This window comes from Arthrobacter sp. CDRTa11 (assembly GCF_026427775.1).
GTDB lineage: Bacteria > Actinomycetota > Actinomycetes > Actinomycetales > Micrococcaceae > Arthrobacter.
Genome location: NZ_CP044532.1, coordinates 1,301,949 through 1,326,486 on the forward strand (window position 1 = coordinate 1,301,949; position 24,538 = coordinate 1,326,486).

Sequence of the window (24,538 nt, forward strand, 5' to 3'; positions counted from 1 at the left end):
ATTTGGGGGAGCCATGGCGGTCAGCACGGCTGGGAAAAAGGCGCGCTGGTGGGACGGCGACGCCTCGCAGCGTTACTGGATGGAGCTGGTAAACGTAGACACGTGGGGGAGTGAGCTCATCGCTCCCGATACATCCCGATACGACCTGATGCATGACGTCCGAATCGGCGATGTCGTGCTTCACTGGGTGGGGAAAAACAATCCGATGGGATTCAAATCGGGGATGTACGGCGCCTCCATTGTGGCGGGCGAGTTGCAGCCACGGGCGGGGGACTGGTTCGGCAAGCCTGCGAACACGATCCCGCTGACGGACTACACTCCGCTGCCGCGCCCGTATCTCTTGACGGATCTGCGTGCTGACCATCAATCGGACATCCTTGGCATCAAGGGGAACCTCGAAACCGAATATCCTACTGGGCGCGGCAAATTCACAATTTACTTCCCCTTCCAGAAACACCCCAAGAGCGGCCTGAAACCGAACCAGGGATATTTGTTCAAGCTTCCCGCGGAGGTCCTCCAGGCTGCCCCGGATTTGCTTCCTGATAGCGACTGGGCCGGATTCGACCGGCCACTCGTCGCACCGCCTGTAAGCGGACAAAATGGCGTGAGGCAGCGCTACGCCGGATTCTGCGCCGATCCGGTCCTCAAGAAAGCCATCGAGATGCAGGCGGTCCAGCAGGCGATTGTTCACTACGAAGCAGCAGGCTACAGTGTCGACGACGTCGGCGCCTTCCGCTCCTACGATTTACTGGCAATACGTGGGGGCGAAGAGCGTCACATCGAAGTGAAGGGCTCTCAGGGATACGTCCAGAAAGTCATCCTGACGCGTAATGAGGTTACGCACGTTAATGACTATGGCCTGACGGACTTGGTAGTGGTGGCTGATATCCAGTGGGAGCGCCACCTCGATGGTTCCATCACCACCGACGACGGGACGATGAGTGTCTACCCGGATTGGCGGCCTTCGCCGGAGAACCTGAAGCCGCTGAGCTACGAGTACTTCCTGGACTGAGACCCGGGTTTGCTTGGGGGGTCGGAGGACCGACCCCCCAAGCAAGCACTAGTAGACCTTGTCGGCCAGCTTGTCCGCGAGGTCCGCGGGTGCAAAATCGTTCGTGTGGTAGGTAGTCCAACCTTGTTCCGCGAGCCAGTCGTCGCGTTCGTCATCCCGTTCGACAAGTACGGCAACCCGCGAGGGTGCCCACGATAGATCAACTTGCCACTGGTTCTCGGGGCCGATATCGGCGCCCCAATCTCCAAGCTCCACATTCACCTCGACGAGCTCGGGAATGAGTTCCTGGAGCTCGGGACCGGATTCGGCGAAGACTGCCAACCAGGGGCTATGACGCACGCTGACAGGGACGTTGTCGTCGTGGGAAACGTCCGAAACGCTGCCTGGTCTTCCAGCGCTAGTGGTGGTCACCGGGTTTAGTGCTGCCCAGTCAATGAAGCCCAGCCCGATCTGACCATGAACGCCAAACAGGGAGCCCCGGTCGAGATTGGAATTGAAGAGTTCGCAGCTTGTTTCCGGCACAAGGACGCAGCAGTGGCAGGCCGCCAGGTTTCGTGCATCGGTACCAGATCCGCGGGACTCGATGCAGACAGGATCGGCCGAACACCAGGACGTGCGGAACAGTCCTTCATCCAAGGAAGGGCCGAGGCGCTTGGGGCTCGCCTGTGCTGCGATGCCGCCCAGGCTGCCTGCAGAGTCGGACGATGCCGTATACAAAAGCACTCCGACTTGATCCGGACCCACATAGAGGCGTTCCCGAATCGACGACGCGGGGTAGCCAGCGTCCAGCGAAAGCTGGTCGATGATGATGTGGGAGAGCGTGTGGATCAGGGTTTCAACAATGCTCACGGGAATCGGGTCCTGGCCGCGCTGCTCAGCTGCGCGCTTCGCATTCAGGCGGAGAGTTTTCTCCCTGCCGGCTGCGAAATCCGTTTCAGCCCAAGCCTCAACCTGTGATCGGTCCAGCGCCACAAAGAGTCCCTCACCCAGCGTCTCAATCGCGGGCAGCCAATTCGGGCGGTTGTCGTCAGGTGACAGCGGCGACAACTTGGCGTCAGGCTTGTCTTCGCTTTTGGGGTGCAGACGGCTAAAGCCGCACAAGGCGCGGACCTCTCTGAGCCGGGTGACCTTTCGTGCCGCCTTGATCCAGTGCTGATGGGCCTCCGGTACAGCGACTTTCTCAGCTACAAAATCGGTGTCCGGGCTGTCACGGCGGCCGTTCATCAGCGCTAGGAACTCCTGCTCTCGCAGCTGGTCCTCGGAAAGCTCAGTTTCCTCACTGCCATGGAATTGACGCCTGATTTCAGAGCGAAGTTCGTCCACGGAGAAGCGGCCGTCAAATTCCTGAACCACGCCCTCGAGAACCCAAGTCGAACCGGGCTCCAGAGCCTGCGGTTGACTGAGCTGGGAAGTTTTTGACGTCACCACCTTGGCCAGAAATTCGGAATATGGCGGGATCGAGATTGCCGACCGAACCACCGGGAACCAGACATTTGACGCGCCGCGCTGAACCGTCTTAGGAGCCTTGCCGCAGTCGCGTTCCCGATAACCCCAGCCGAGCCAAGGACGATTGCCTTGGCATTTCATCTCCCTCAATGCCACGGAATTGAACGCGTCCGCCATGGTCCGGGATTTCCCGCAAGAACACCGCACCACCATGTCTGCCAGCGATGAGGTGCGGCCTTCAGAAGCAAGGGAGAGCAAATGGTTAGCATCTTCAGTCGGCGTGAAGCCGTGTACCCAGTAGGAATACGGGAAGTCATCGATATGTCCGTCTTCGCAGGCGACGACAAAGCGGGACGGGGTGAGCGGTGCCAAGGACTTGCACAAGCCACACTTCGGGTCCTCGTAGGAGGCCTGCAGCTGCTGAATACGTCCTAGTCGGTTGCAGTTAGGGCATACGAGCATTTGCGGAAACCGAACGACAGGAATCTTCCCGCGCGCGCCCGCTGGCGGCAGTAGAAGCTCGGCCACCCCCAAGCTACGGGCAAGGCGTGGCTCACTAACCGGTTTCAGGTGCTTCCTGTCCCATTGATCGATGCTTGTGATCATGAAACTGTTGTTTTCGGCCGGGAATAGGCTCCCCACCCCGAACGTGGAGATCAACTGGCTGCGTCGTGCAGCGTAGGTCTTTCTAGCCAAGGGAGGCGTCCTTCCTCATAGGGGCTGGCCGAAGGGCGGTTTCGGCATCAACGTCGCGCATGCTTCGAGGTGTCGGCCAAGGAATGCTGCTCGTGCTGTAGACGAAGTCGGGATCTTCGAGGGCCTTGCTTGAATCGATGAGGAGCGAGCGGGGGGACTTCTTTGTGTCTTGGTATGGGAGATCATCGTCGGCAAGCGCAGCTTTCCGCCAGATGTTGAGCAGTCGCTCGAGCTCTTCACTCGTGGCCGCAGCTTCCTCCGGGTCAACAGCGAGGACCCGATTGCGTATCCACGACATAATTTCGTCCACGGCTGGTGACTCATCCCGGACGTGGCCGGCAGAGCTTCTCAAATCGGGGACCAGCATTCTTAGCGCCGAGACCAGCGTGGCGTGAAGGCCGCGATCCCTCGATCTGGCTGCAAACGGCGTCGCGCTGGTTGCTTCAACGGCCCGATACAGGGCTCCGTGGAAGTCGTTGAAGGATTCGTAGTGTGAGCGGTCCCGTGTGCGCGCTGCGTTGAAGATGGTTACTACCAAGCCCGGGTGCTGTCGTCCGACGCGGCTTGTGGCCTGGATGTACTCAGCGCTTGATTGGGGCTGTCCCATGACCGCCATGAGACCCAGGCGGTCGACGTCCAGGCCAACTGAGATCATGTTCGTTGCCAGCACCACGTCTTCGGGTCTCTGGCTACTCATCAGGCTCTTCTCCAAAGACTTGAGCGCCTCCGGAATCTTGTGGTTTTCCACGCGGCTTGTGAGCTCACTCAATTGGATTTCACGCCCCTCGAGCCTGCCGTCTCGCTTGGCCAGCAGATTCAAGCGGGCCCGGACGTCGTCGTACACCTGCAGGTAGGCGGAGCCAAGCACGCGCAGGCTATTGAAGTAACCGACCAGCGTCCAGTACGGGTCGCGGTCCTCTGTTGCGGCCCCTTCGATAACGTTGGATGAGTGAAGTAGGGATGCGTAGGTGCGCACCATGAGCGTGGCGTGGCTCGTGCCAGATGCCAGGACGCCGACATATTGCCGTGTTCCGAACTGATCGGAGGGCGCCTTGTTGGCGAAGAAGGAGTCGTCGGGGTCAAGCCCGGGCGGCGGGAACAGGCTGGAATCGCGGTTGAAGACGGAACGGATCTGATCCTTGGCTCTTCGGATTGTTGCCGTCGAGGCAATGATTTTAGGCTTTCGACTGGCGGAGCCACCTTCGCGTCCTATGCCGCTTGCCGCCAGGTCGACCGCGGTTTCAAAGAGACCAACGGTTGAACCGAGGGGCCCCGAGATGAGGTGCAGTTCGTCCTGGATGATGAGGTCCGGGCCTAGATCGGCAGGCGAGATACGTCCGAACAGGGTTGCGATTTCGCCTCGCCAGGACATACCGGCAAATTTGTCCACGGTCCCGATCACGAGTTCTGGACGTTCACGGTAGACGTCTGTGTCGATAATGTGAACAGGTAGGCCGTTCGCGAACTCGCAAGCCGTGTTGGAGCAGCTGACGAGCATCCGGTCAGACGGCACTTTGACGATCCGATAGTCGTCGACCGTTAGCCGAGTGCCGCACCAAGGGCAGGCCTCGATCTGCTTCGGGTTTCCTTCGACGACTTCCTGATTGTTGCGAAGCTTTCCCAGATTCGTTCGTGCAGTTGCGATGTCGTTCGGCGTTGCGCCTCCGCCCACCCAAAGTCCGATGCCGAACGGTGCTTCGCCAACCCGGTCCTTATTCTCCAGCCGAACCGATTCCAGGGAACAAATGAGCATAGCAGCACGCTCGAATTGTTGGATCGTCAGAAGCCGGAGCGTATACCGCATGATCACGGCCACGCCGCGGACACTTGTGTTCCGCAGCCGTCGGAGCAGCAGGAGGTATGCGACAAGCCCCAGATAGGCTTCTGTCTTTCCTCCACCTGTGGGGAACCATAGGAGATCAGCGGTGTCGCGTTCCAAGTGCTGATCGTCGGTTACTGACGGCAAGTTAATGAGGATGAACGCAATCTGGAAGGGTCGCCACGCCTGGGCGCCAAGCACGAACTCGCCTCCAGCACCTTTCCGGACCCAGTCCTGGCGCGAACGCTGCATGTGCATAGCCCGATTCGCCAGCTGGAACGCCTCAAAGGCTTTGTCATCGTTGACCAGCAGCTGAATGCCCGCTCTAATGCGGGCGTGAGCGGTCCCGGCCTGCTTCATGTGTTCGGCCGCGACATCTCGCAAGTGCGGCGGGACCTGGGCCGCGCCGTCCGCTGTCACAGAGTCACTGGATGCAGTGATCCACGAAGAGTAGTCCTCCGCGAGCAAGTTCAACTGCGCGACGACGTCGTCGCGGGTAGCCGAACCCATGAACGAGAGCGACAGGTTGGCATGGCTGACGCCAGCCATGGACCGGTGGACATCCTGCCGGGGAACAAACGTGGTGGTCACTCGCTGACAGAGCCGGCCATCGACGTCGGACGCCTCCACATCGACCGCACAGCCGTGCCCGGCGCCGAAGACCATGTGGTTTCGGTAGAGGAGTTCGGAAGACGCCAGGTCGGGGTCCGAGGGAAGGGTGGTGCGCAGCTTCGAACGATCCACAAGAGCGTGCTTCTCGGTATGAACGGAAAGGCCGGCCTGAAACCAGCACGCCACGTCTTTATCTGATGTGGGGTCAGGCTTGGGCTGCGTGTTCCGCAGCACCACGGTCACGGTGACGACAGTCTCTTCGGGAATGCGTACCAAGGCGTATAGCTCCAAAGCCCCGCCCTCCAACAGATGCCTTTGTGGCCCAGCTGAAGCCAGGTCGATTTCCACCTCGGGGAGTTCTGCAGGCAAACGCTGCCAGTCATATACGTCGCGGCGCTTGCTATCGCTGTCCCGGACAGTGGGGATTGGCGCATATCTGGCGGCAGTAGGCGAGACGAGAAGGACGGTAGAAAGCGTGGTGTCGACGGAGACCGTCATGCCTACGCTGCTCGGGTAGGTCAGCCGTGCGTTCGCCACGGGGCTGTCGACGGAGGCCTCGCCGGAAGTGGCAGCTACGGACTCCGGTTCGTCCGGGGCCTCGGCATACGTGTCATCTGCAGCCGGCCAAAGCACTCCTGTCACATACCGCTCTAAAGGCCGCTCCGTGATGAGCTCATCGGAAGCACCGGGCCCGTAGAGGTCGGTGACAAGGCGATCCACGATTTCGCGGCGGAAGGCGTATTTACTGTCCAGTTTCGACACTTTCATTCTCCTAATCCTTGATCCGGCTGATAAGTCCGGTAAGCCGGGGTACCAGCCACATTCCGGAGGAACCGAGTCCTGCGAGTTTGGTCTCCTCCGGATGACCGGTGGCGCACTCGATGGAAGTGACCCGGGCGCCGGTAAAGGCGATGGGCCACTCTTGGCCGCGGTGTCCTTTGAAGCCGAAATTCTTCTTCAGTGCGTACGCAAAAGATTGACTCGTTCGGCCAAGCACGCTGCCGTCGCTGGTAGTTAGCGTGTAGCGGGGAACGTCACCGGGTTCGGGCTGGGAGTAAATGCGGCCGGAAACGACTTCTCCCAGAAGGTCATCCAGTACAAGGCTGTTTTGCACCGCCTGAGCGTCTTCGTCTGCTGGGTAATAGGGCGAAACGTCGTCGATGTCGGAATTCACGAACTCCATCCGCGCCGTGTATTGACCGGATTTCCCGTAACCCTTCTCCAGCCATCGTCCCGTTGACCCGTCGGCGCGCTTGAGGATCTTTTTCGGCAGTTTGGTGGAGACGATCTCTTCCCGGGCACGGCTCAGGGCTACGTACTTCTGCTTCAAGGTAGCTGCGTTCTGTTCTGCGGCGGGAGATCCGAACTCCGGTTGCAGGTAAAGGACATTGGTGAACTCGAGCCCTTTGGCCCGATGTACTGTCGAAACGATCAACGGGGCGACATCGGCCACCGTGAGGGTCAACGGGATCGATCTGCTGCGCAGCCGTTGGCTGAGCTGGGGGACATTTAGTGAGTCGTACGCTGAGAAGTTGCCCTCGGCTGTCTTCAACGCGAGCCAGCGGTCGGCAGCTGCGTCTCCGAAGAGCTGTTGCAGGCGTGACTTTATCTCATCGGCGTCGTACGTCCTGTCTTCCAAATCCTTGAAGACCTGATGAACCCAAGGCGCCACACTCATGTCCTGTGCCTTCCGCCGGATCAGGTGCGGATACCCGTTCTCCCACAGGAGTTCACTCGCGATGAGGACTTCGTAATTTGTCGAACACAAAAGGGCGGTCGTGTCGCCGTCATTCGGACTGAGCGCACCGGACTCATTCAGCACGGAGGTGCTGGAAACTTCCCTGCGGAAGTCGTCGAGCAGGCTATGCGCGGCTTCGCACGCTGGGTTGTCGAGCGCTCCGAGGCTGCGGATCTCGTCGCCAACGGAGATCAGCTCCCTCGTGCGATCGGTCACCGCCCTGTAGTGCTTTGCCAGCGTCTGTCGCTCGGCGCCAAACTCCTTGACGAGGGTCTCGATGAGCTCCACCGAGGTGAGTTTGGATTCGGATTCTTCCAATTGAAAGTCGTAAATGCCTTGCAATGGGTCGCCGAGCACTGTGAAACCGAAGTCGTCACCCAGGACGGAGAACAACGCCAAGACTAGCTCCGCGCGGTCTCCCACGAGGTCCTGAGCTTCGTCGACCAGGATGTGCTTCAGATATGTGAGCCGATCGGGCGTCTCGTCTCCGGCGATATATTTCGTGGCTTTTCGGATCCGGGCGTCAAAGCTGTCGCCCAGAGTCTCTTCGTCCATGTCGATCAGAATCTGCGCCGCAAAGGAGTCGAAAGTACGGATTTGAAGTCCATCGAGATCATGGATGCGTGCCCGTTTCCTGACAGCTTCGACAGCCGCCCGGGAAAAGCTGAGCACGAGGATTTCGTCGGCGGGATTCAAGCCATCTTCTACCAAGGTCTTTACCCGGGCCAGAAGGACCTCTGTTTTTCCTTGCCCGGCCGCGGCCGTCACGAACATTCGCGCATCCGGCTCGGCTTCCGCAACGTCTCGCTGGCTTTCGTCCAGTTCAATCTCGGCGAGCACTACGAACCGTCTTTCCACAGGTAGTCGAGCTGGGTAAACGCAAGCTTGTCGCCGTACTGGTCTAAGTTGTCCTTGACGTTGACTATGAGGACCTCTTGGCTTCCGCCGTTGAGCGGTCCCCGGAGCCCGCGGCCGATCATCTGGATGTATTTGTTCGGCGAGAACGTAGGCCGGCAAACGTATACGGCGTCGACCTTGGGTGCGTCGAAACCTTGGGTAAGCACGTCGAAGTTGGTGAGCACGCGGATCTTTCCGTTGCGAAAATCCTCGATTATGGAGCGTCGGTGGCCCAAGTCCGTTTTTCCCGAGATGGCCGCTGCAGGAACGCCCTCAACGGACAGGACAGCTGCGAGAGCTTCGGCGTGTTCCACTGAAGCAGCGAAGACCAGGGTGGGCCCCTTCGTCTCAGAAGCCTTGATATGGTCGAGGATCGCTTCGTTGCGCTGCTTGCTGTCCGCTACGTGCTGCAGGTCGATCCGGGCTTCGAGCATTGCACTTTGCGAATCCTCGTCCGTGGCCGAGCGCATGTCTTTCAGCTTGAGCTCGATACCCTTCAGCTCGCGATGCTTGACCTTGGCCAGAACGCCCATACCCTGGAGATACTCGTGGGCGTTTTCTGCGCTGAACTCATCCGGCTCGATAAGGTTTCGTCCGAATCGGGCAACGAGCCGCTCAGTCTCCTTCTCGTTCGTGCCCCGATACGGTGTGGCTGAAAGACCGAGCAGCGACCGGGACTTTTCGGTGAATGAGCGGCCGAACCAGGAGAGAACCGGAGTGTAAGACGTTGCGGTCGCCCCATGGGCTTCATCAATGATGACCAGGTCAGGGTTAGACATCCATTCGTACATTGAGCGACGGGTCTGTTGGATGCTGGCGAGCGTTTGAATGGTTGCCACGACAAGGTGAAGTTTGGTCTCCTCTCGGACAGCGCTGTTGCCACCCCAGAGCCTACTCACGGCCATCCGCTCGCCGGGAGCTCCCGCCGCCTGCCACACGTAGGTCCAGGTTTCGATGGCCTGCTCGCAGAGTTCTTCGGATTGAGCTACCCAGATGACGAGGCGGTGTTCCTCCTTTGGCGTGGCTTTGATATCCCGGATTACGGATTCAACTGCCACGCGAGTCTTGCCAGCACCCGTGGGCAATTGAACCAGACCGCGGCTGTGCTTTGTGCCCCCGGTGAGGAGGTCAACGATCTTCTTACTGGTTGTTTCCTGGTACTGGTGAAGAGGGTTCAAACCCACCGGTCCAACGAACTCCTCGCGCTCCGGCTTCTTCTTGATGGATTCACCGGCCATTGCGGGGGAAAACCCGAGCTCTTTGACGAACTCTTGGGCCGTGCGCCCACCGCGGAAGTGATCAGGAGTTTCAATGCCAGCTTCAGACAGGGCAGGCTTGAGCACTTTGAGGAGGCTGCTGCCGTGCAAATTGCTGACGATTTCGAACAAGCGTTCGTCGGTGAGCTCGAGTTCACGGGCATCCAGCATCTTCATGATCGCGTCTGGAATTAGCTTTCGAAGGGTCTCACGACCAACAAGTTCGGCGATCTTTCCGGCATCAGTCTTTTGTTTGTTGACTCGTCCAATTCGAGCTTGGGCTTCGTCGTCCTTTTTGAGCTGCCGCATTGTCTGCATGACCTGCGCTGTCGCGCGTTTACTGCCGAAGGCACCGAGAATTGTTGTGAGCAACGCCTGGTCACCCTGCGGGGCCCGGTAGTAGAGGACACCATCCTGGAGGTAGGACGCTTTGGGCGTAGCTTCCGCGCGCGAGTCGAAGCTGTTCGTTCGGACTTCGTCTACGGAAGTGCAAGGAACGCATAGGGTCTGGACGGCAACTTCACTTGCTGCGCGTTTAAGGAACGGAAACTTCGACTTAACGCTTTCGGGTGTCTCCCCTTCTACAGGCGTAGCGCGGGCTGAGGTATGGAACTCGACTGTGACCGGTTTGAGCCCCCAGTTCTGGGCTAGCGCTTCGTCCAAATCTGGATGACCGGTGTATATGACGGGCGCGTCCGCTGTTTCAGCCAGATAGTCGCGGGAGTCGAGATCCGCAGCCAAAATTACATCAGACGTCAGGTAGCGTGTGTTTCGCCCTCCGCTGAGAGGGGTTAGAAGTTCCTTCGGTGGACGCACATCGAGGACGGCTAGCGCGCCATAGAGTTCGTGCAACTGGAGAATGGGCAGCCGCTGTTCTGCCAACGAAAGGACGAAACTCCATTGGACCTTGCGTGTATCGGTGGGCAGTCCCAACGCCTTGGCTTCCTCCTCACCGGGAAATGGCAAGTAGTCTGTGGGAATCCCATCGATTTCGCCCACGCAGTGCTTGGTGTCCACTAAGCCGAGAGGGGTTTCAAAAGCGCCGTGGTTTTTAACCCACCAAAGGTCCGGCCCGTCGATTGTTTCAGCGGCTCTAAAGCCGCTGCTGAACTCAACTTTTGTCGGGTACTGCGCCCGGCCCAAAATTGTTCTCGTAACCTTTGCTCGGGTGGCTGCAGACGCATCCGCCAACAGGTGGAGACCATCTGTAGTCAAAGCCTGGCTAAAGCGGATCCCCGCTTCGGAAAGACCGACGGGTCCGTTCCGGGACTCATTTGAAAAACGGGTTGCCTCTTGCCCTTTCCACAAATCGTAGGTGCCCCCGGCGCGGACCATCTTCGAGTCCGGAAGTGACGTTCGTGCACCAAGATTTCTCAGAAGGGCGAGGTCGTGGGCGTGGAACTGATCGTCTACTAGAATGTGCTCATCCCCGATATTGGTCTGGGGAATCAGACCACCCGGCACCCAGACATCACCGAGCGTGCGCCACTTGTGATCGCGGCAACGAACGAGAATTTTTGTCGGTTCTGTCCTCTCATTAAGTATGGAGAGACTTTCCGGAACGGACAGCGACCGGGTTAATTTCCAAAGGGATCCAGCTAGTTCTGAGTCTAGATAGTCTCCCGCGACGTCGCTCGCGACACGATTGACGATACCTCTGCCGTCTTGCGCCTGGAGATCAAGGGCCCGAAGGTAAGCGTTCGCATTCCCATGATGCATAAGCTCGTAAGACACAACATTGGCTGCCTCGTCATCCACCTTCATGGGCAGAAATACTCTCGAGGTGATTGGCGGTTGGACGCTGCCATCTGACATGAGCACAATCCGGCTTCGTCGCATTGCGGGCCGGTAGTCGGTGTAAGACTTGTCGATCATCGCTGCGATCTGTAGGGCGTTTTCATAATCCTGGAGCCCTGCACCTGCGACAACTTCTTCCAGCCACTCCTCGATGGATGCGCGCTTGAGATTCGCTTCCTTCAAGATGCGTATTACCTGGGATTCCCGCCGCAAGGCTGACGAGTGTAGCCAGTGCCGGTCCGCTGGCACCCATGTGTCCCACAGAGAGATGAGTCGAGTGGCTTCTTCCAGTGCTGGTTGTACTTTGATTTCACTGGGGCGCCTGAGTACGCCTGATCTGTCCGGCAGACAGGGTGCGAATGGCAGAATTTCAAAAATGGGTTTGTTGATAACGGAGTCGGCCCACGAACTTGACTCCTTGTCACGCGACGGCAGAATGTCCAGAAAGAGAGCTGGATCTTCTGGTGTCCTGAGGTCGTTTAGGGCGCTTGCCACCATACGGGGAAGCGTCCGGATTAGAATTTCCCGGTTGTAGAGGGTCTCCAGCATGCTATGGCGGTCTTCGTTCATTTTGAAGGCCGCGTTAACGATGCCGCGAAGCGAAGTCTCGTGCTGAGTCGGGAAGTAGTTCCAGAATCGACCCATCTTGCGCCGCTGGTTGCCTGTCAACGGGACAGCCCAAGTCACGTCGACATTTTGTCGCGCAACGATGCTTCCGGCCTCGATCGCAGCTTGAGGGCTGACTTCGTGCTTGTGTTTGAATATCAGCCATTCGCTACTGTTGGCGCCGTCATAGAGGCTGACACGGCTGCCGTCGCGTGTTGCTGTCCACGTCCAGGAAGAGCTTTGGGCCCTGTCCTCAAATTCAAGGGAACCAATTTTGTCCGAGAAGAGCAGGAACTCCTCGGGAAACTTCTTCATTTCCTCCGAGAGCCAGGTGACGCTGCCACTCAGGGGAAGCTTGACCACCGTGGTCGCCCATCCAAATAGCTCAGAGAGGACGGGGTCCTTGGCGGCCTCGATGTCGGGGTCCACAGGCGAGGCTAAGCGAAGAATGGGATAGGCAGTCAGACCCGGGTACAGGTTTTCGAGGAGCTTTCGGCTTTGATCCTGGCTCCATGAAACCGAGCCGCTGCGGCTAAATATCCGTGGTTCATCAGTCACCTGAATAACTGATTTAAAGCCAAGCCCGAAACGGCCGATCTCGTCATCACGCTTTTCAGAGGAGTGAGACAGCATCAGCGTCCTGAAACCTGCCTCGGTAAAGGGTGCCCCTTCGTTCGCGCAATAAAGGGCATTCGTTGTCAGGACAACTCGGATGCGTCCGCCGGGTTCCTTAATGGCGTCTGCAGCGTTTTGGACCAGTTCGTTTAGCTGTTTGCGACCGTAGCCGCCTTGGGAGATGGCGGCCTCAATATTGCTGTGTTCTCGGACGAGGTCCGGGCGGGCGCGATACGCATTCAGCGCGCTCTCAGTTTCAGCCGCGACGAACTTGCTCAGCGGCGACGTCCTACCCGCCCATGAATCCCGAACCATCATTGGTTCCGTCCCCCACATCGAAATCAGTGCTTTCGGCGTCCACCGAAGTCTTCAAGACAATATTTACCATCCAGATGTGACATTTATGCTAAGCCAGGCTTATTAGGCTCGATCTACTAGAAATGTTGCAGCAGTTGAGCCGCAATGGCGCGTCCAAGGGCTGTCGGAACTGCGTTGCCGATCTGCTTGGCGATCGCGGTCTTGGACCCGACCCACAGTCGATCGTCCGGGAAGCCCTGGAGCTTTGCGGCTTCAAGGTGGGTGATGGCACGGTGTTCGACGGGGTGAAGATATCGGCCTTTTTCTGGCTTGAAAAATTCGGTTCTGACGGTGACTGAAGGCTTATCCCAATGCATTCGGCCCATGACATCCCCGGAGCCAGATTCGTGCTTCAGCCAGCAGGCTGCTTTGAGGTTTTTGGGCAGATCGAACCGGTTGCCGCCTGCGGGAATGTTAACAAACCTGTTCAACGACAGTTCTGCGTAGTCACGGCCAAGATGAAGCTCGGACGTTTGAAATGATCCCGTGAAGGTCCTACCGGCGTACTGTGTTGTGCGCTCCGGAAGCTTCGTCTCGGATACCCGCGACATCACGCCTTTGAGTGCTTGCCGGACTGTACGATGACGACCTACATGTGAGGGCATCGGAAAGCCGGGGAAGGGCAAGTCCCGGTGGTGACCAATCAGAATTGCTCTCTTACGTGCTTGCGGTGCGCCATAGTCCGCTGCGTTGAGGACGTGCCATTGGAAGTCGTAGTCCCGGATGAGCCCTTCCGGACCGGTAGCATCCCGGAAGTCCTGAAGCTGCTGGGACTTGCTGAAGGCTGGAACGTTTTCGACGATGAAATATTTCGGCTTCGCCCGGCGAAGCGCCTCAGCGTACGGGCGCCAGAGTTGGTTCCTAACATCGTCCGGGTCTTGCTTGCCAAGCTGCGAGAACCCCTGGCACGGCGGTCCACCAATGACAACATCTACCTCGGGAACAGCTTCGTTCCCTAGCCAGTCCTGAATCGGTCCTGGGTAAACTTTGTCGCCAAAGGTTGCCGCGAACGATGCCGCCGCCGCCGGTTCGAACTCCACGGCGCGTTCGGTAACGAATCGAGGAGAGGCGGCATAGAACCCCTGAGTGAGTCCGCCGGCTCCCGAGAAGAGGTCCAACACGGTGATGGAGTTGGGGGTCTTCTTTCGTGCGTAGGGTGCGGACTTGCTAACAGGATCTCTACTCATTGTGGACTAAGGATATCCGGCATGGCAGACGAAATAAGCGCACTGCGACGAAGGGCGAAACGGGTCTAGGCTGTTTGGCCCGTAGCAGTTGGTAAGAGGGCAACAGGGAGCTCAACTGAGCAGGATCCTCTCTGCCGTGCTGATGACTGTTTCATCGTCGTCCAACCCGTCGGGCCGGTCGTCCGAGATCGCGTCATCTGTCGCGAGAAAGTACGTTGTGACGCCCCTCGCTATTCTCCTTTGAGCTGCGTCAAAGTTGTCCCAGTCCGCTAGCAGCACTTCAACACGACGGGCCAGCCCTGTCCCGGTTTCCCCGTGGACAGGGTGGCCCAGTAAATGGGCGGGCAATAGTTCGGAGAGCTGCATTAGCTCTTCGCTAGTTGTCTCAATGCAGTACGGCTCGACGTGTTCCCAGAGTGGACCTAGCTCGGCTTGGAAGTGTGCCACCGTGCCCGTAGGGACTTCTCGGAGTGACCGGTCGGCAGAGGGGGGCTTGGGCCAGACTTGATCTGATAACTGACCGAGCCAGCGCTGCCGCTCCTCGATCTCGTCAACTCCCCAACTGGGAATGTTCGTGAGTGCAGTGGTCAAAGTCACTTGAGATTCAGCGTAATGCGTCTTCTTGTCGGCAAAACTCTTATTGCTCGCAGGAATGTTCAGCCCGGAAAATAGGAGAGTCAGATTTCCCCAGCGGTTCACGTAGTCGGAATGCAGATCAACGTTTTCGCCCAAGTCGTCCCGCCAGTCTGCGGATAGCGTCTGTGGCATTATGTGCTCGATGTGGACCGAGCTGGAGTCCTTTAACTGTTGTTCCTTGTTGTAGGAGAGCGTCTCCTCTATGCGCTGCAGGGTATATCGCAAGAGATATTGTCTGCCCATTTTGAGGGTCTGGAACGAAGCAAGGAACTGTTCGCTATCGGGGATGCCCCCGATGAGAAGAGACCGAGCGTCCTCCACCCGGCCACCCTCACTTTCAACGAGCAGCTGAGCGGCGTCTCTATACCGCCTTTCTATGTCGTTTGTGCCGAGCCCCACCACGCTGCTGTATCGGAAAGTTACGACCTCGGCGAGCCGAGCGAACTCGACGAAGTCCGTTTCGGACAGGTAGCGCCGCGCAGGCAATAGTGCGATATAGCAAGACCTAGCGCGAAGAGTTTGAAGATCGGTGAGTACCCTTCGAGCTGGTTCATAGGTAACTTTGCTTGGCGTCTCAAATTCGCCGTAATAGGTGGCGGAAACTAAAAGATCATCCAAGACCCAGGTCGCGCCCCTGCTCGCAACCAGTGTCTTGAAATGTCCGAAGACTTCCTCTTTTCGGACAGAGGGCACCGTAGCCAAAAGATAGTGTCTCAAGAAGCGACTCACATCGACCTGGGTGCCAAGGCTCTCGAGCATTTTGTCCCAGTCCGTGGAGGCAGCGTCCACGTCTTCGTCCGATGAGTTCTTGGCGATCTGGCCCAGAACGTGGCTCTTTAGAAGGTCTGCTGCCGACAACTGCAAGCCTCTGTCATTGAGAGTTTCGAATAGCAGGAAGGCGTCAGCGAGGTCGCGAACTTCGATTACTACGATCTCAACCTTCTCCATCAGGTTCTTTTCAAACGACCGCAGCCAAGCTGAACCTTCATTATGTGGCAGAGACTGGAGATGTCCGGCGAGATGACCTCGCAGTCTCCTCAAGTTGGCCAGAAGTGGTCTGTTCCGCGAGCGCACTTCCTTTTGTAAAGAAGATTCCTCGTCCAGGAGCTTTCGCTGAGGATCGTGGGGACCCCTCAACACGAAGTCGCGAAAGACTGGCCAGTTGGCGGAGCCGGTTTTGAACTTGAAGTATGCGTCACCCTCGGCCAGGTCATCTGCAGTCAGCCGCTTTTCGATCCGCTGCACATCTTTAGTCATGCCACGGGCGAAGCATTCATCGCGTAGGGCAGCAAGCAATAGCATCAGAGTCGTTAAGCGCTGCTGTCCGTCGATGACAAGAGGGCGATCTTCATCCTCTGTGGTCATAACTATCGATCCAAGGAAATGACCGGACCGAGCGTTCTCCAGCAGGTCCCCCCACAAGTCGTCAACTTGCTCGAAAGTCCACGAGTAGGGGCGCTGGTAAGGCGGTATGCGGAACTGCTGCTCTTCTATTGATAGCAATGCCTTCAGTGACTTCTTATCAGCCTTCAAGTCCACGGATAGCTCTCCATCGTTTTGCCTCGAGATCAACTGATCTGCAGTTGGTGCACTACAAAAACAACTTCATAGTAGATGTCTATGCGTATCCCAACGGTAAGGCGCAGCCCTGAATTGATGAATTGTGCTGCGAAAACCGCTGCCTTTATTTGAAGATCGTTGGAAGATCGCCCGTTAGTGAGAGACCGCCAGAGCTCAGCTGTCTAGGTTGGCCGGAGTTACCGGAGCTACCGGGAATGCGGAGGCCGTCGATCACTTCCAGCGTCGACATGTCGTCAGCTTTCAGGAGTTGTTGCAGTGACGCCTTGCCGATCGAGAGAACGCCGGATCTGTTGGGGTCAGGCCCATCCCGAGGGTCCCACTTGCACTCGAGCGTGATTCCCCGGTGTACGATCTTGAACGCGAGCTGCTGCTGCTTCGGCAAGAGTTCCTTCAGAGCTACGCCACACCGGATACGACCACCTGGAATGCCAGCTGCGGTTATACGTTGCTTCGGATGACTCATCCAATTACTTCCAACGAATTGGAATGACGCCCAGTGTCATCCGAAGTCTGCCCAATGCAGCGTATCCATTCGCCAAAGTTGAACACTGGGAGTGGAATGATTCAAGGCTATTTCTTCCGCGCCTTTTTTATAAGCTCCGAGGCCTGACGGTACGCCCGCCTGGCCTCGGGGCTTGTCGCGGCTCGATAAACCTTTTTGCCGTCGTCGAGTAGTTTTCTGCTCCTGGCTTGCATCTCTGGGTCCGTGGCGATCGAGTACAGCTTTGCTCCGCCAGCTTTTGCCTTAGTTCCGCCTTTCTTCAACACAGCTGCAGCCTTGTCCACTTTTCCAGACATAGTGTTCTCCGTAAGGTCGGTAGTTCGTCAAGCGGGACTAGCACTGGGCAAAACTCTGGCGGTCGTGTGTGACGACTTCCTTAGGCTGCGACTACAGGGAAAACGACGAGCGATCCGTCGCTGCTTCGTTCGATCTCAATCGCAACGTCAGCCTCGTGGATTCCCACGTGGCGGTCGTCGCCAAAGGCGCGAAGACGATATGCAGCCTGGAGTAGTTGGTCGACCTCGCCCGGCGTGAACGCGGGGATCCGAAAACCGCCGTCGCGCTTCAACTCGAGATTTGAAATACGAAATAGAACTGAGCTAATGCCTGATTCCAACTCATCTATGCCGCGTTCGTCGTCGCGCAATGACCCTATGAAGCTCTTAAATGGATTGTTCGTGTCGAGTTGAGCGTGTTCAACTGCTTGGAGCACGAGCACTCGGCGTTTGAGTGCAATGGCGAGCCGGGCAATCTCGAGGTGTGCGCGGAATGCGCCGCCTTCCTCGTTGATACCGGGGAATGATTTCGTCAATGCCCCGACTTCGACCGGACCGTCGGGCAGTGAATCCAGTGCAGCTTGCCACTTTTTGAGCCGCCGACGGGTTGCTGCGATCGCGGTGCTGATCGCGTGCGATGACGAATCCAGTCCTAGCGACAGGCCTATTCTGCCCTGGTCGAGGAGGATCGACGTCGCCTTGTCGATCGCTTCAGGACAGGCATCTAGCTCGTTGCGTTCGCTCTCGAGGTTGTCGTCGTGTAACTGCTCCAGAAGATCGGTGATTCGTTCGATCGCTTGCTGCCGTTGGTGATCGGCGTAGGCGCTGGCGCTGACGGCGACGGCCATCAGCACAAGAGGCGCAGCCACTGTTAGTGCCCCGGCACTAGCGACTGCCAAACCAGCGGTGGCGGCCGAACCGGTTGCAGCGCCTGCGGCAGCGGCCTTGCCAGCAACGGGCACAAAAGTGGCGTTAGCCACGACGCCGGTGGAGTCGCGCAGCGCGCTGTAAACGCCTCCTGCGACTGTCTTCGAAGCCATGGGATTCACGAGTCCTTTGCCGACCTGCGCGGCAACCTTTGCGGGAACTACCATTCGGTAGAGGACCTCACCGCTGGCGGCGACATTCAGCTTCGAAGGCGCCGACTTCGCGGTCTCCGTCACAAGGTGCGATAACTGCTTTGCGAGCGGACTGGCTGCATGAAGGAGTATCCCGCCGTCCCGCTGGCTCTTCGTCGGCATTGCATGCGCTTCCAACGTGACAACTGGGGAATCCGCAAGTGCAGCTAGGACTGTTCTTAGTTCGGCGAGACGGGCCGGTGTCATGCCATCATCGTCCAGCACGTTCGACACGCTCACGGCCTCCGTAGCAAGTGTCCATACCGGCACGAGATCCTGGTTATCAGTAGTCACGTATTGTCCCCTCCCGAACTGACGTCCACCATAGGTGGCGGTAGCAACGCATACGGCGCTCAGAGAGCAGGCCCAAACTCGTGCCGACACGCCAACGCCGTTCGTTATCGTCCCACACTGGCGTGCAGATGAACGACTAGCTGCCTACGGAAAAGCGCGGGGTGTAACTGCCCGCCCCGCCGTTGCGATGGCACCCCAGAGTCACACGCCTGCCAAGCCGTTCACAAACGCTACACTAAGGCTGCATTAGCCCACCCGGCACCCGCCGGACGGGCAACTAATCGGAACGGCTCCAAGGCGTTTCACCGGGGGGATGAGGGGCCGATGATCGGCAAGCTGTTGAAGGGTGTCGCGCTGGTTGTGGCTGGTGCGCTCGTGGCGGTGGCGCTGACCGGGCTCGGTGTCGTGAACATGTTCGGTTCCAACCCGTTCCAAGTGAGTCGGACCGACCGTAGCCAGCCCGTGCTTCTGAAATCTGTACAGGAATTGAGCCAGTACAACGCTGCACTAGGCAACTTTGAGCTCGTCCTCGATATCGAGGACGACGTCGCGTGGATGCCCGACATCATCGCCGGTCAGCGGACATTGTTTGTCGCCGCGGGCACCGTTAATACTTACATCGACCTTTCCGGCCTCGCCGATAAGGATCTGGCGCTATCCGCAGACGGCAAGTCGGTGATGGTGCGGCTGCCCGAGCCGAAACTCGACAAGCCCAACCTCAACTTTGACCGGTCGTACATCTACGATCAGGACCGCGGCATTTTCGACCGGATCGTCGATGCTTTTGAGACGCCCGCGCAGACAGAGATCTACAAGCTCGCCGAAACCAAGATGGCCACTGCCGCGGAGGAATCAGACCTCCGGAAGCAGGCCACCGAGAACACCAAGTCGATGCTTACCGGCATGTTCGGCTCGCTCGGAATCCAGATCACCTTCGACGACGCTTAGTCCTGCCAGGCCGGGATGGACCAGCGTTTTGTTCCAACCCTCATATCGACGGTGGTGAGTTACGAGTCCGTCTCGCCGGGTGGCCTGCGCTAAAGTCACCCGCTGCTTCGGCGTCCCGATGGCCAGATGGGGCAATCAGACCAAGATGCACAGGGACCCAGCCATGTCGTCTCAGCTTTGACACAGCATTGGATCAAGACCGGCTTTGCTCGTGGTATCGCGTGAGAGGATTCACGCATCATGCGCATCACGGACAATTTGGGGGTCTCCAACAATGAATTACAAAAGGTCAATACCAGCCCTTGCGCTGACGGCTGCGTTCGGGCTCCTACGTGTCGAGCAGACGGGATGCACGGAATGACCGCCTGCGTTGACACCACCTTCGACTTCCACTGGGATACTCCGGACGGCAAGGACCCTGATAAATACAGCCAGAAACTGCTCGAGTACCACCAGCTGCTGTGGAACAAGGAGTTGCCCTGCGGTGAACGGTTCGATCTGAGACCCGAGCCCGGCGCTTATCTCGTGCACCGATCCGCCGTGGGTGTGTTCTTCCTCGCCAGCGAGGCCTTCACCACCAGGCTGCGCGGCAAGGCGGCGGGAGTCATACGAGGGATTTTGGCCGAGGACCTGCCTGAGTACATCGGCTACACGGTCGGAAGCACTCTTGTGTTCCCGGGCAACAGGATCGGCAGAAAGATGACAATCAATGGTGCGCGCGGATTCCACCCCAGAATCGCCGATCGCCCCGACCTGACCCTGGAGTGCATCCGTCGCCACTATCTTGGTGAGCTGCCGAACCCCCTTGCGGAGCCCCTAGCACGGTACGAGGCTTTCTTCGCCCTGTTCGAGACCTTCAGCGGGTACGTCGACTTCTTCCTGCTGCAGGATCTCCTAAAGGATGACGGCAAGACCGTCGACTTTTTCCACCCGCTCGGCAATTTCAGAGCAAAGGACGCCGTTCCGAGTGACGAGAAGGAGTACCTCAGCTACCTACGATGCAGCAACGATTTCATCAGCGCACGCAATCGCAGGATCGACGCATGGCAAAAGGAAGTAGCTGCGACACTGCACTGCCCGTGAGGAATGTCCGGGCTGCCGGGCTTCAACGAGACCAGGCGTTCCCCGTATCGCCGGAAGCGCCTGGTCGGAAGCTTACTCGCTTCCAAGGGCCTTAAATCCGAAATACCTTCCACTCCTCTTGGGCAGCGATCAGGCCGCCCGGGCGGTGCCTACAGCGTCTTGGGAATCGGGCGCCCCGGGAAGAGTGTCGCGTACTGTTTTCGGTACATCCTGCGACCCACGAGGCGGTAGCCAAGGCGGACCGGTGCGGGGATGTCCTTTAACATTTCCTTCTGGTCTTGTGGTGGATTCGTGGACAACACCATCCCGAGGTAGCCGACCAGGAACTTCCTGTCGAGCTGATCGATCCCGTGCTTCGCGCCCTCCTGCAATTCCTTCTCGGTCAGCACCCTGTCCACGACGGGCATCACCTCGGTGACTTCGCGGCGCAGGTGAACGTTGAGAACAGTCTTTAAGTCCTCGTAGCGCTCAGCGAGTTCCCGGCCGGCTTTTGCGTCTGCGGTCTCCATCCAGCGAAGCCGGACCGGCTCGATGCCCTGGAGCCGGTCCGTCACCTGCCGGTGCTGCTCAAGCATCTGCGCTACGTGCAACGCACACGCCGGCGCCCTTTCCGCGAGCTGCGGGTACATGCTCTGGTCCTCGCCCTCATGGTGCATATGGAGCACCTTGTCGAAGTTCCCCAGCACGTCGCCCACATAAGCGGCACGGGCGGTGTCGCCGGCTGCGGCGGAGCGCACCAGTCCCGGCGCCTCGTCGTACGCCCAGAGGAAAAAGCGGTGGATGCGCCGCATGCCTGCCGTTCCCTGACACAGGACGGGTCCCGGTGGCAGCGGCGCTGCGGTCTCGCCGGGCTGCATGGTGAAGAAATCAGTCATTGGATTGGCCCCTAACGGTCGACGTGCGAGACCAGGACCTCTCCCCGGCAGCATCGTATCGCTGGCCCGTCCGCCGCACAATGGCCGGTTCGCCAGCCACGGCTGACTGAACAACAGCGGCGGGAACGGTCAGCGGAAGTGCCGGCCGCCGCGCCGTCGTCAGCTGCTTATTGCCGCCCCTGCAGCCCCGTGCCGCCGTCTTGGATCGCGAGGAGGCTTCGTGCTGAGGGGGGATCTCGGCGTCGTGACGCAGTCCAGAATCCGCAAGTCCGCGGTGAGGGCGTTCTTGATCGTGCTGCCCAAAGTGCTCGCAGCAATTGCAACAGAAGCGTAACTACGTAGGCACTTTCGTCAGCGGGTCAGACTTTATAAAAAAACCATTGTATGAAAGACCTGTATAGCCTAAGCTTCTTTCAATCGCAGAGTTCCCCTTGTGTCCCCGAACACACTTGAAGGTTCGGTTGCCATGAGCAAGGCACAGGGAAACAACCTAGACGGCAACCGCTCATCCAAGGCTGCGAGCCCACGATTCACTGAGCACTACGAGCTTCGCATCAGCTCACGCATGCCAACGACGGCGTGCATCAGAAAGGCGAACAACATGGCAATAGCCAACGAGGCGTCAAAGACGACCGGCCTCCTGACCTCAGCGTCCCCCCGCTTGACCGTTCAGGGACTACTCAATCAGGCGCCACTGGGTAACAGGCGGCGCGTGATCATCCTTCTCGGGTTCCTTACCATGACCCTGGAAGGAGTTGAAATCGGCCTGTGGGGATTTATCTACCCCCAAATAGTCACCCAGTGGGGTACCTCGCTGGCAACGGTGACAACCATGGTCACGCTGGGGGTGGTGGGGCTCACCGTCGGTTCGATGGTTGCCGGCCCGCTGTCTGACCAGATTGGCCGAAGGCTCCCGATTATCGTGGGCACGGCCGGGTTCGGTCTCGCCACGTTAGGCGGCGCGCTTTCACAAAACGACCTGTCGTTGGGAATCTTCCGGGTGGTGGCATGCCTGTTCCTGGGAGCCGTCATGCCCCTGGTCATCACGCTCGTGGCCGAGTTCGCGCCCGAAAAGCGGAAGGCCGCCATCGTGGCGATCACGTTCACCGGGTTCCCACTGGGGACAGTCATCACCGGCTTCCTGGCATCAACCATCATTCCCACCCTGGGCTGGCAGTGGCTGCTCGGAACCGGAACAGTCCTCGCCTTGATTCTTCTGCCCGCACTGGTATGGGGCCTGCCGGAATCCACCGTCTTCATGATCCGACGGGGAGGACGGACAGAAAACGTGACGAAGGTACTGGGCGCCATCATTCCCGGGTTCGACATGAAGACGGTTGACCTGACAGGCGCAGCCCCCGTGGGCGGTGCCAAGCCGGTTGGCGGCGTCCGGGCGGTACTGTCCAGGAAACTTGTGGTGGTGTCGCTGCTGATCTGGCTCTGCTACTTCATTTGCGCCGCGGTGGTCTACATGTTCCTGAACTACCTGCCGCTCATCGTCAAGCAACTCAACATCGACGCCGCGGGCACAGGCAATGTGGTGTCCATGTTCGGCCTCGGCGGTGTGATCGGAGCCCTGGCCATCGGTTTTGCCATGGAGAAGCTGGGCAAATATGTATCCCTGGGTGCGGCCTTCACGCTGGCAGCAGGAGCGGCCTGGATCCTTGCATCAGTCAACCTGACCTTGCCCCTGCTGCTTGTTCTGGGCTTCACCATCGGCGTGGTGCTGGTGGGGGCCAACAGCGGCATGAATGCCCTGAGCACCTCGGTTTTCCCCACCGAGGCCCGCGCAACCGGGGTGTCATGGATGCACAGCTTCGGCAAAGCCGGTTCCATCGTCAGCGGTGTGCTGGGTGGCGTGATGCTGGGCGCCGGATGGGGCGTGGACCAGATCTTCTTCGCCCTGGCCATACCGCTCCTGGCGGGAGCCGCGGCCGTGGCTGCAGTGAAAGCTATGACCACCCGGCGTTCGGCCGCAGCTGCATAGCAGCTGAGGTTCCCCGACCCGACGTCGGCCGAATAGCACCATCGGTGACCGGCCCTCGGTCACAACACCGCAGCGGTACAGAAGCCCGAGCCACCTTGCTCCTGATCCGGAGCAGGGTGGCTCGGGCTGTTGGCGGAGGCAGCCGCCCTCATCAGATGCCGCTTCCTGCAGGGTGGAACCTGCACAAAGCTGTGACGTGTTCAAAGCCGGTTCGAAGTCCCGCGACGAGATCCGGCGAAATTGTCCAGCACCTCGACGAGCCTGGCCTGGGTGTTGTCTCCGCCGCCGTGTGCGTCAGCCTCCACCACCTCAAGCGTTGCGAGCGGCAGTCTGCCGGCAACCTCGTAGGCGCTTCTCAACGGTGACGCTATATCCAGCCGCCCCCTCAAAAAGTACGCCGGAATGTTGTTCAGCCGGTCCAGGCGGCCTGTGATCGCGTCATCATCGAGGAAAGCGTGGTTGCCGAAGTAGTGCGTGACCAGTCTGGCGAAGCCAAGACGCTGCCGCGGATCCTGGAAACGTGCGCTTGGCTGAAGCGGACCACTGAGGGTGGACAGGCGGTCCTCCCACTTGCACCAGGCAAGTGCGGCAGCGCCACTCACGTCCGGATCGCTTGATCGAAGCAGCTCATGGAGGGCCGCCGCGATGTTGCCGTCCCGCTGGGCAGCGGGGACGGCTGCCAGCAATTCGTCGTACTCCTGCGGATAGATCTGCCCCATCGTGTGCGTCAGCCAGGCCACGTCGCTGGCCCTGGTAGTGACCACCGCCCACAGCACGAGCTCCGAGACACGGTTGGGATGTTCCACCGCGTAGGCCAGGCCAAGGGTCGATCCCCATGAGGCGCCGAAGAGCAGCCATTGATCGATGCCAAGGTGCTCGCGCAGCTGCTCCATGTCTCTCAGCAGGTCCGCGGTGGTGTTGTTTTCAAGACCGGCAAGGTCGTCGCAGGCGTTGGGCAGGCTGCGGCCACAGCCTCTCTGGTCAAACAGGACAACGCGGTAGCGCTCGGGGTCGAAGTACTGGCGCCACCACGGCGCGGCCCCGGACCCCGGCCCGCCATGAAGGACGATGGCCGGCTTGCCGTCAGGGTTCCCGCAAACCTCCCAATAGATCCGGTGGCCGTCACCCGTATCGAGCATTCCGGAGTCATAGGGATCAGGGATTGGGTAAGGCACGTTCCGATCCTACTGTCAGCTGTCGC

14 protein-coding genes are annotated in these 24,538 nt (G+C 59.0%); 4 read left to right on the forward strand and 10 right to left on the reverse strand.

The window, feature by feature from the left end; all coding sequences use genetic code 11:
• Window positions 1-13 precede the first annotated feature (13 nt).
• Complete coding sequence (locus F8G81_RS05985) at window positions 14-1,012, forward strand: protein NO VEIN domain-containing protein (RefSeq protein ID WP_267278094.1); 999 nt, start codon at window positions 14-16, stop codon at window positions 1,010-1,012.
• A gap of 48 nt (window positions 1,013-1,060) precedes the next feature.
• Here F8G81_RS05985 and drmB read toward each other — a convergent pair whose 3' ends face one another.
• The 8 genes from drmB to F8G81_RS06025 form a co-directional block, all read right to left on the reverse strand.
• Entirely contained in the window at window positions 1,061-3,100 is a 2,040-nt protein-coding gene (gene drmB, locus F8G81_RS05990) for a DUF1998 domain-containing protein (protein ID WP_267279134.1), read from the reverse strand.
• Between the two features lie 46 nt (window positions 3,101-3,146).
• Window positions 3,147-6,353: a helicase-related protein gene (locus F8G81_RS05995; protein ID WP_267278095.1), complete on the reverse strand. Its 3,207-nt coding sequence runs from the start codon at window positions 6,351-6,353 to the stop codon at window positions 3,147-3,149.
• 4 nt (window positions 6,354-6,357) lie between these two features.
• Complete coding sequence (locus F8G81_RS06000; protein ID WP_267278096.1) at window positions 6,358-8,163, reverse strand: UvrD-helicase domain-containing protein; 1,806 nt, start codon at window positions 8,161-8,163, stop codon at window positions 6,358-6,360.
• On the reverse strand, window positions 8,163-12,812 hold the full coding sequence (locus tag F8G81_RS06005) for a DEAD/DEAH box helicase (RefSeq protein WP_267278097.1): 4,650 nt from the start codon (window positions 12,810-12,812) through the stop codon (window positions 8,163-8,165). Before F8G81_RS06005 ends, F8G81_RS06000 begins: the two co-directional genes overlap by 1 nt.
• Before the next feature lie 116 nt (window positions 12,813-12,928).
• Complete coding sequence (locus F8G81_RS06010; RefSeq protein WP_267278098.1) at window positions 12,929-14,038, reverse strand: DNA cytosine methyltransferase; 1,110 nt, start codon at window positions 14,036-14,038, stop codon at window positions 12,929-12,931.
• A gap of 111 nt (window positions 14,039-14,149) precedes the next feature.
• Window positions 14,150-16,213, reverse strand: coding sequence for a DUF262 domain-containing protein (locus tag F8G81_RS06015; RefSeq protein ID WP_267278099.1), 2,064 nt, complete (start codon window positions 16,211-16,213; stop codon window positions 14,150-14,152).
• Between the two features lie 612 nt (window positions 16,214-16,825).
• Window positions 16,826-17,053 (reverse strand): hypothetical protein, encoded by a 228-nt coding sequence (locus F8G81_RS06020; RefSeq protein ID WP_267278100.1) that lies wholly within the window; start codon window positions 17,051-17,053, stop codon window positions 16,826-16,828.
• An 80-nt stretch (window positions 17,054-17,133) separates the two neighbouring features.
• Window positions 17,134-18,444 (reverse strand): hypothetical protein, encoded by a 1,311-nt coding sequence (locus F8G81_RS06025; protein ID WP_267278101.1) that lies wholly within the window; start codon window positions 18,442-18,444, stop codon window positions 17,134-17,136.
• A 324-nt stretch (window positions 18,445-18,768) separates the two neighbouring features.
• Between F8G81_RS06025 and F8G81_RS06030 the strand changes: the two genes are divergently transcribed.
• On the forward strand, window positions 18,769-19,392 hold the full coding sequence (locus tag F8G81_RS06030) for a DUF4230 domain-containing protein (protein WP_267278102.1): 624 nt from the start codon (window positions 18,769-18,771) through the stop codon (window positions 19,390-19,392).
• A 240-nt stretch (window positions 19,393-19,632) separates the two neighbouring features.
• On the forward strand, window positions 19,633-20,475 hold the full coding sequence (locus F8G81_RS06035) for a DUF6994 family protein (protein WP_267278103.1): 843 nt from the start codon (window positions 19,633-19,635) through the stop codon (window positions 20,473-20,475).
• A gap of 149 nt (window positions 20,476-20,624) precedes the next feature.
• Here F8G81_RS06035 and F8G81_RS06040 read toward each other — a convergent pair whose 3' ends face one another.
• Window positions 20,625-21,350, reverse strand: coding sequence for a hemerythrin domain-containing protein (locus tag F8G81_RS06040; protein WP_267278104.1), 726 nt, complete (start codon window positions 21,348-21,350; stop codon window positions 20,625-20,627).
• 712 nt (window positions 21,351-22,062) lie between these two features.
• Between F8G81_RS06040 and F8G81_RS06045 the strand changes: the two genes are divergently transcribed.
• Window positions 22,063-23,337, forward strand: a complete 1,275-nt coding sequence (locus tag F8G81_RS06045; RefSeq protein ID WP_267278105.1) for an MFS transporter — start codon at window positions 22,063-22,065, stop codon at window positions 23,335-23,337.
• Between the two features lie 200 nt (window positions 23,338-23,537).
• On the opposite strand, the gene pip is transcribed toward F8G81_RS06045, so the two are convergent.
• Window positions 23,538-24,512: a prolyl aminopeptidase gene (gene pip, locus F8G81_RS06050; protein WP_267278106.1), complete on the reverse strand. Its 975-nt coding sequence runs from the start codon at window positions 24,510-24,512 to the stop codon at window positions 23,538-23,540.
• Window positions 24,513-24,538: the final 26 nt, after the last annotated feature.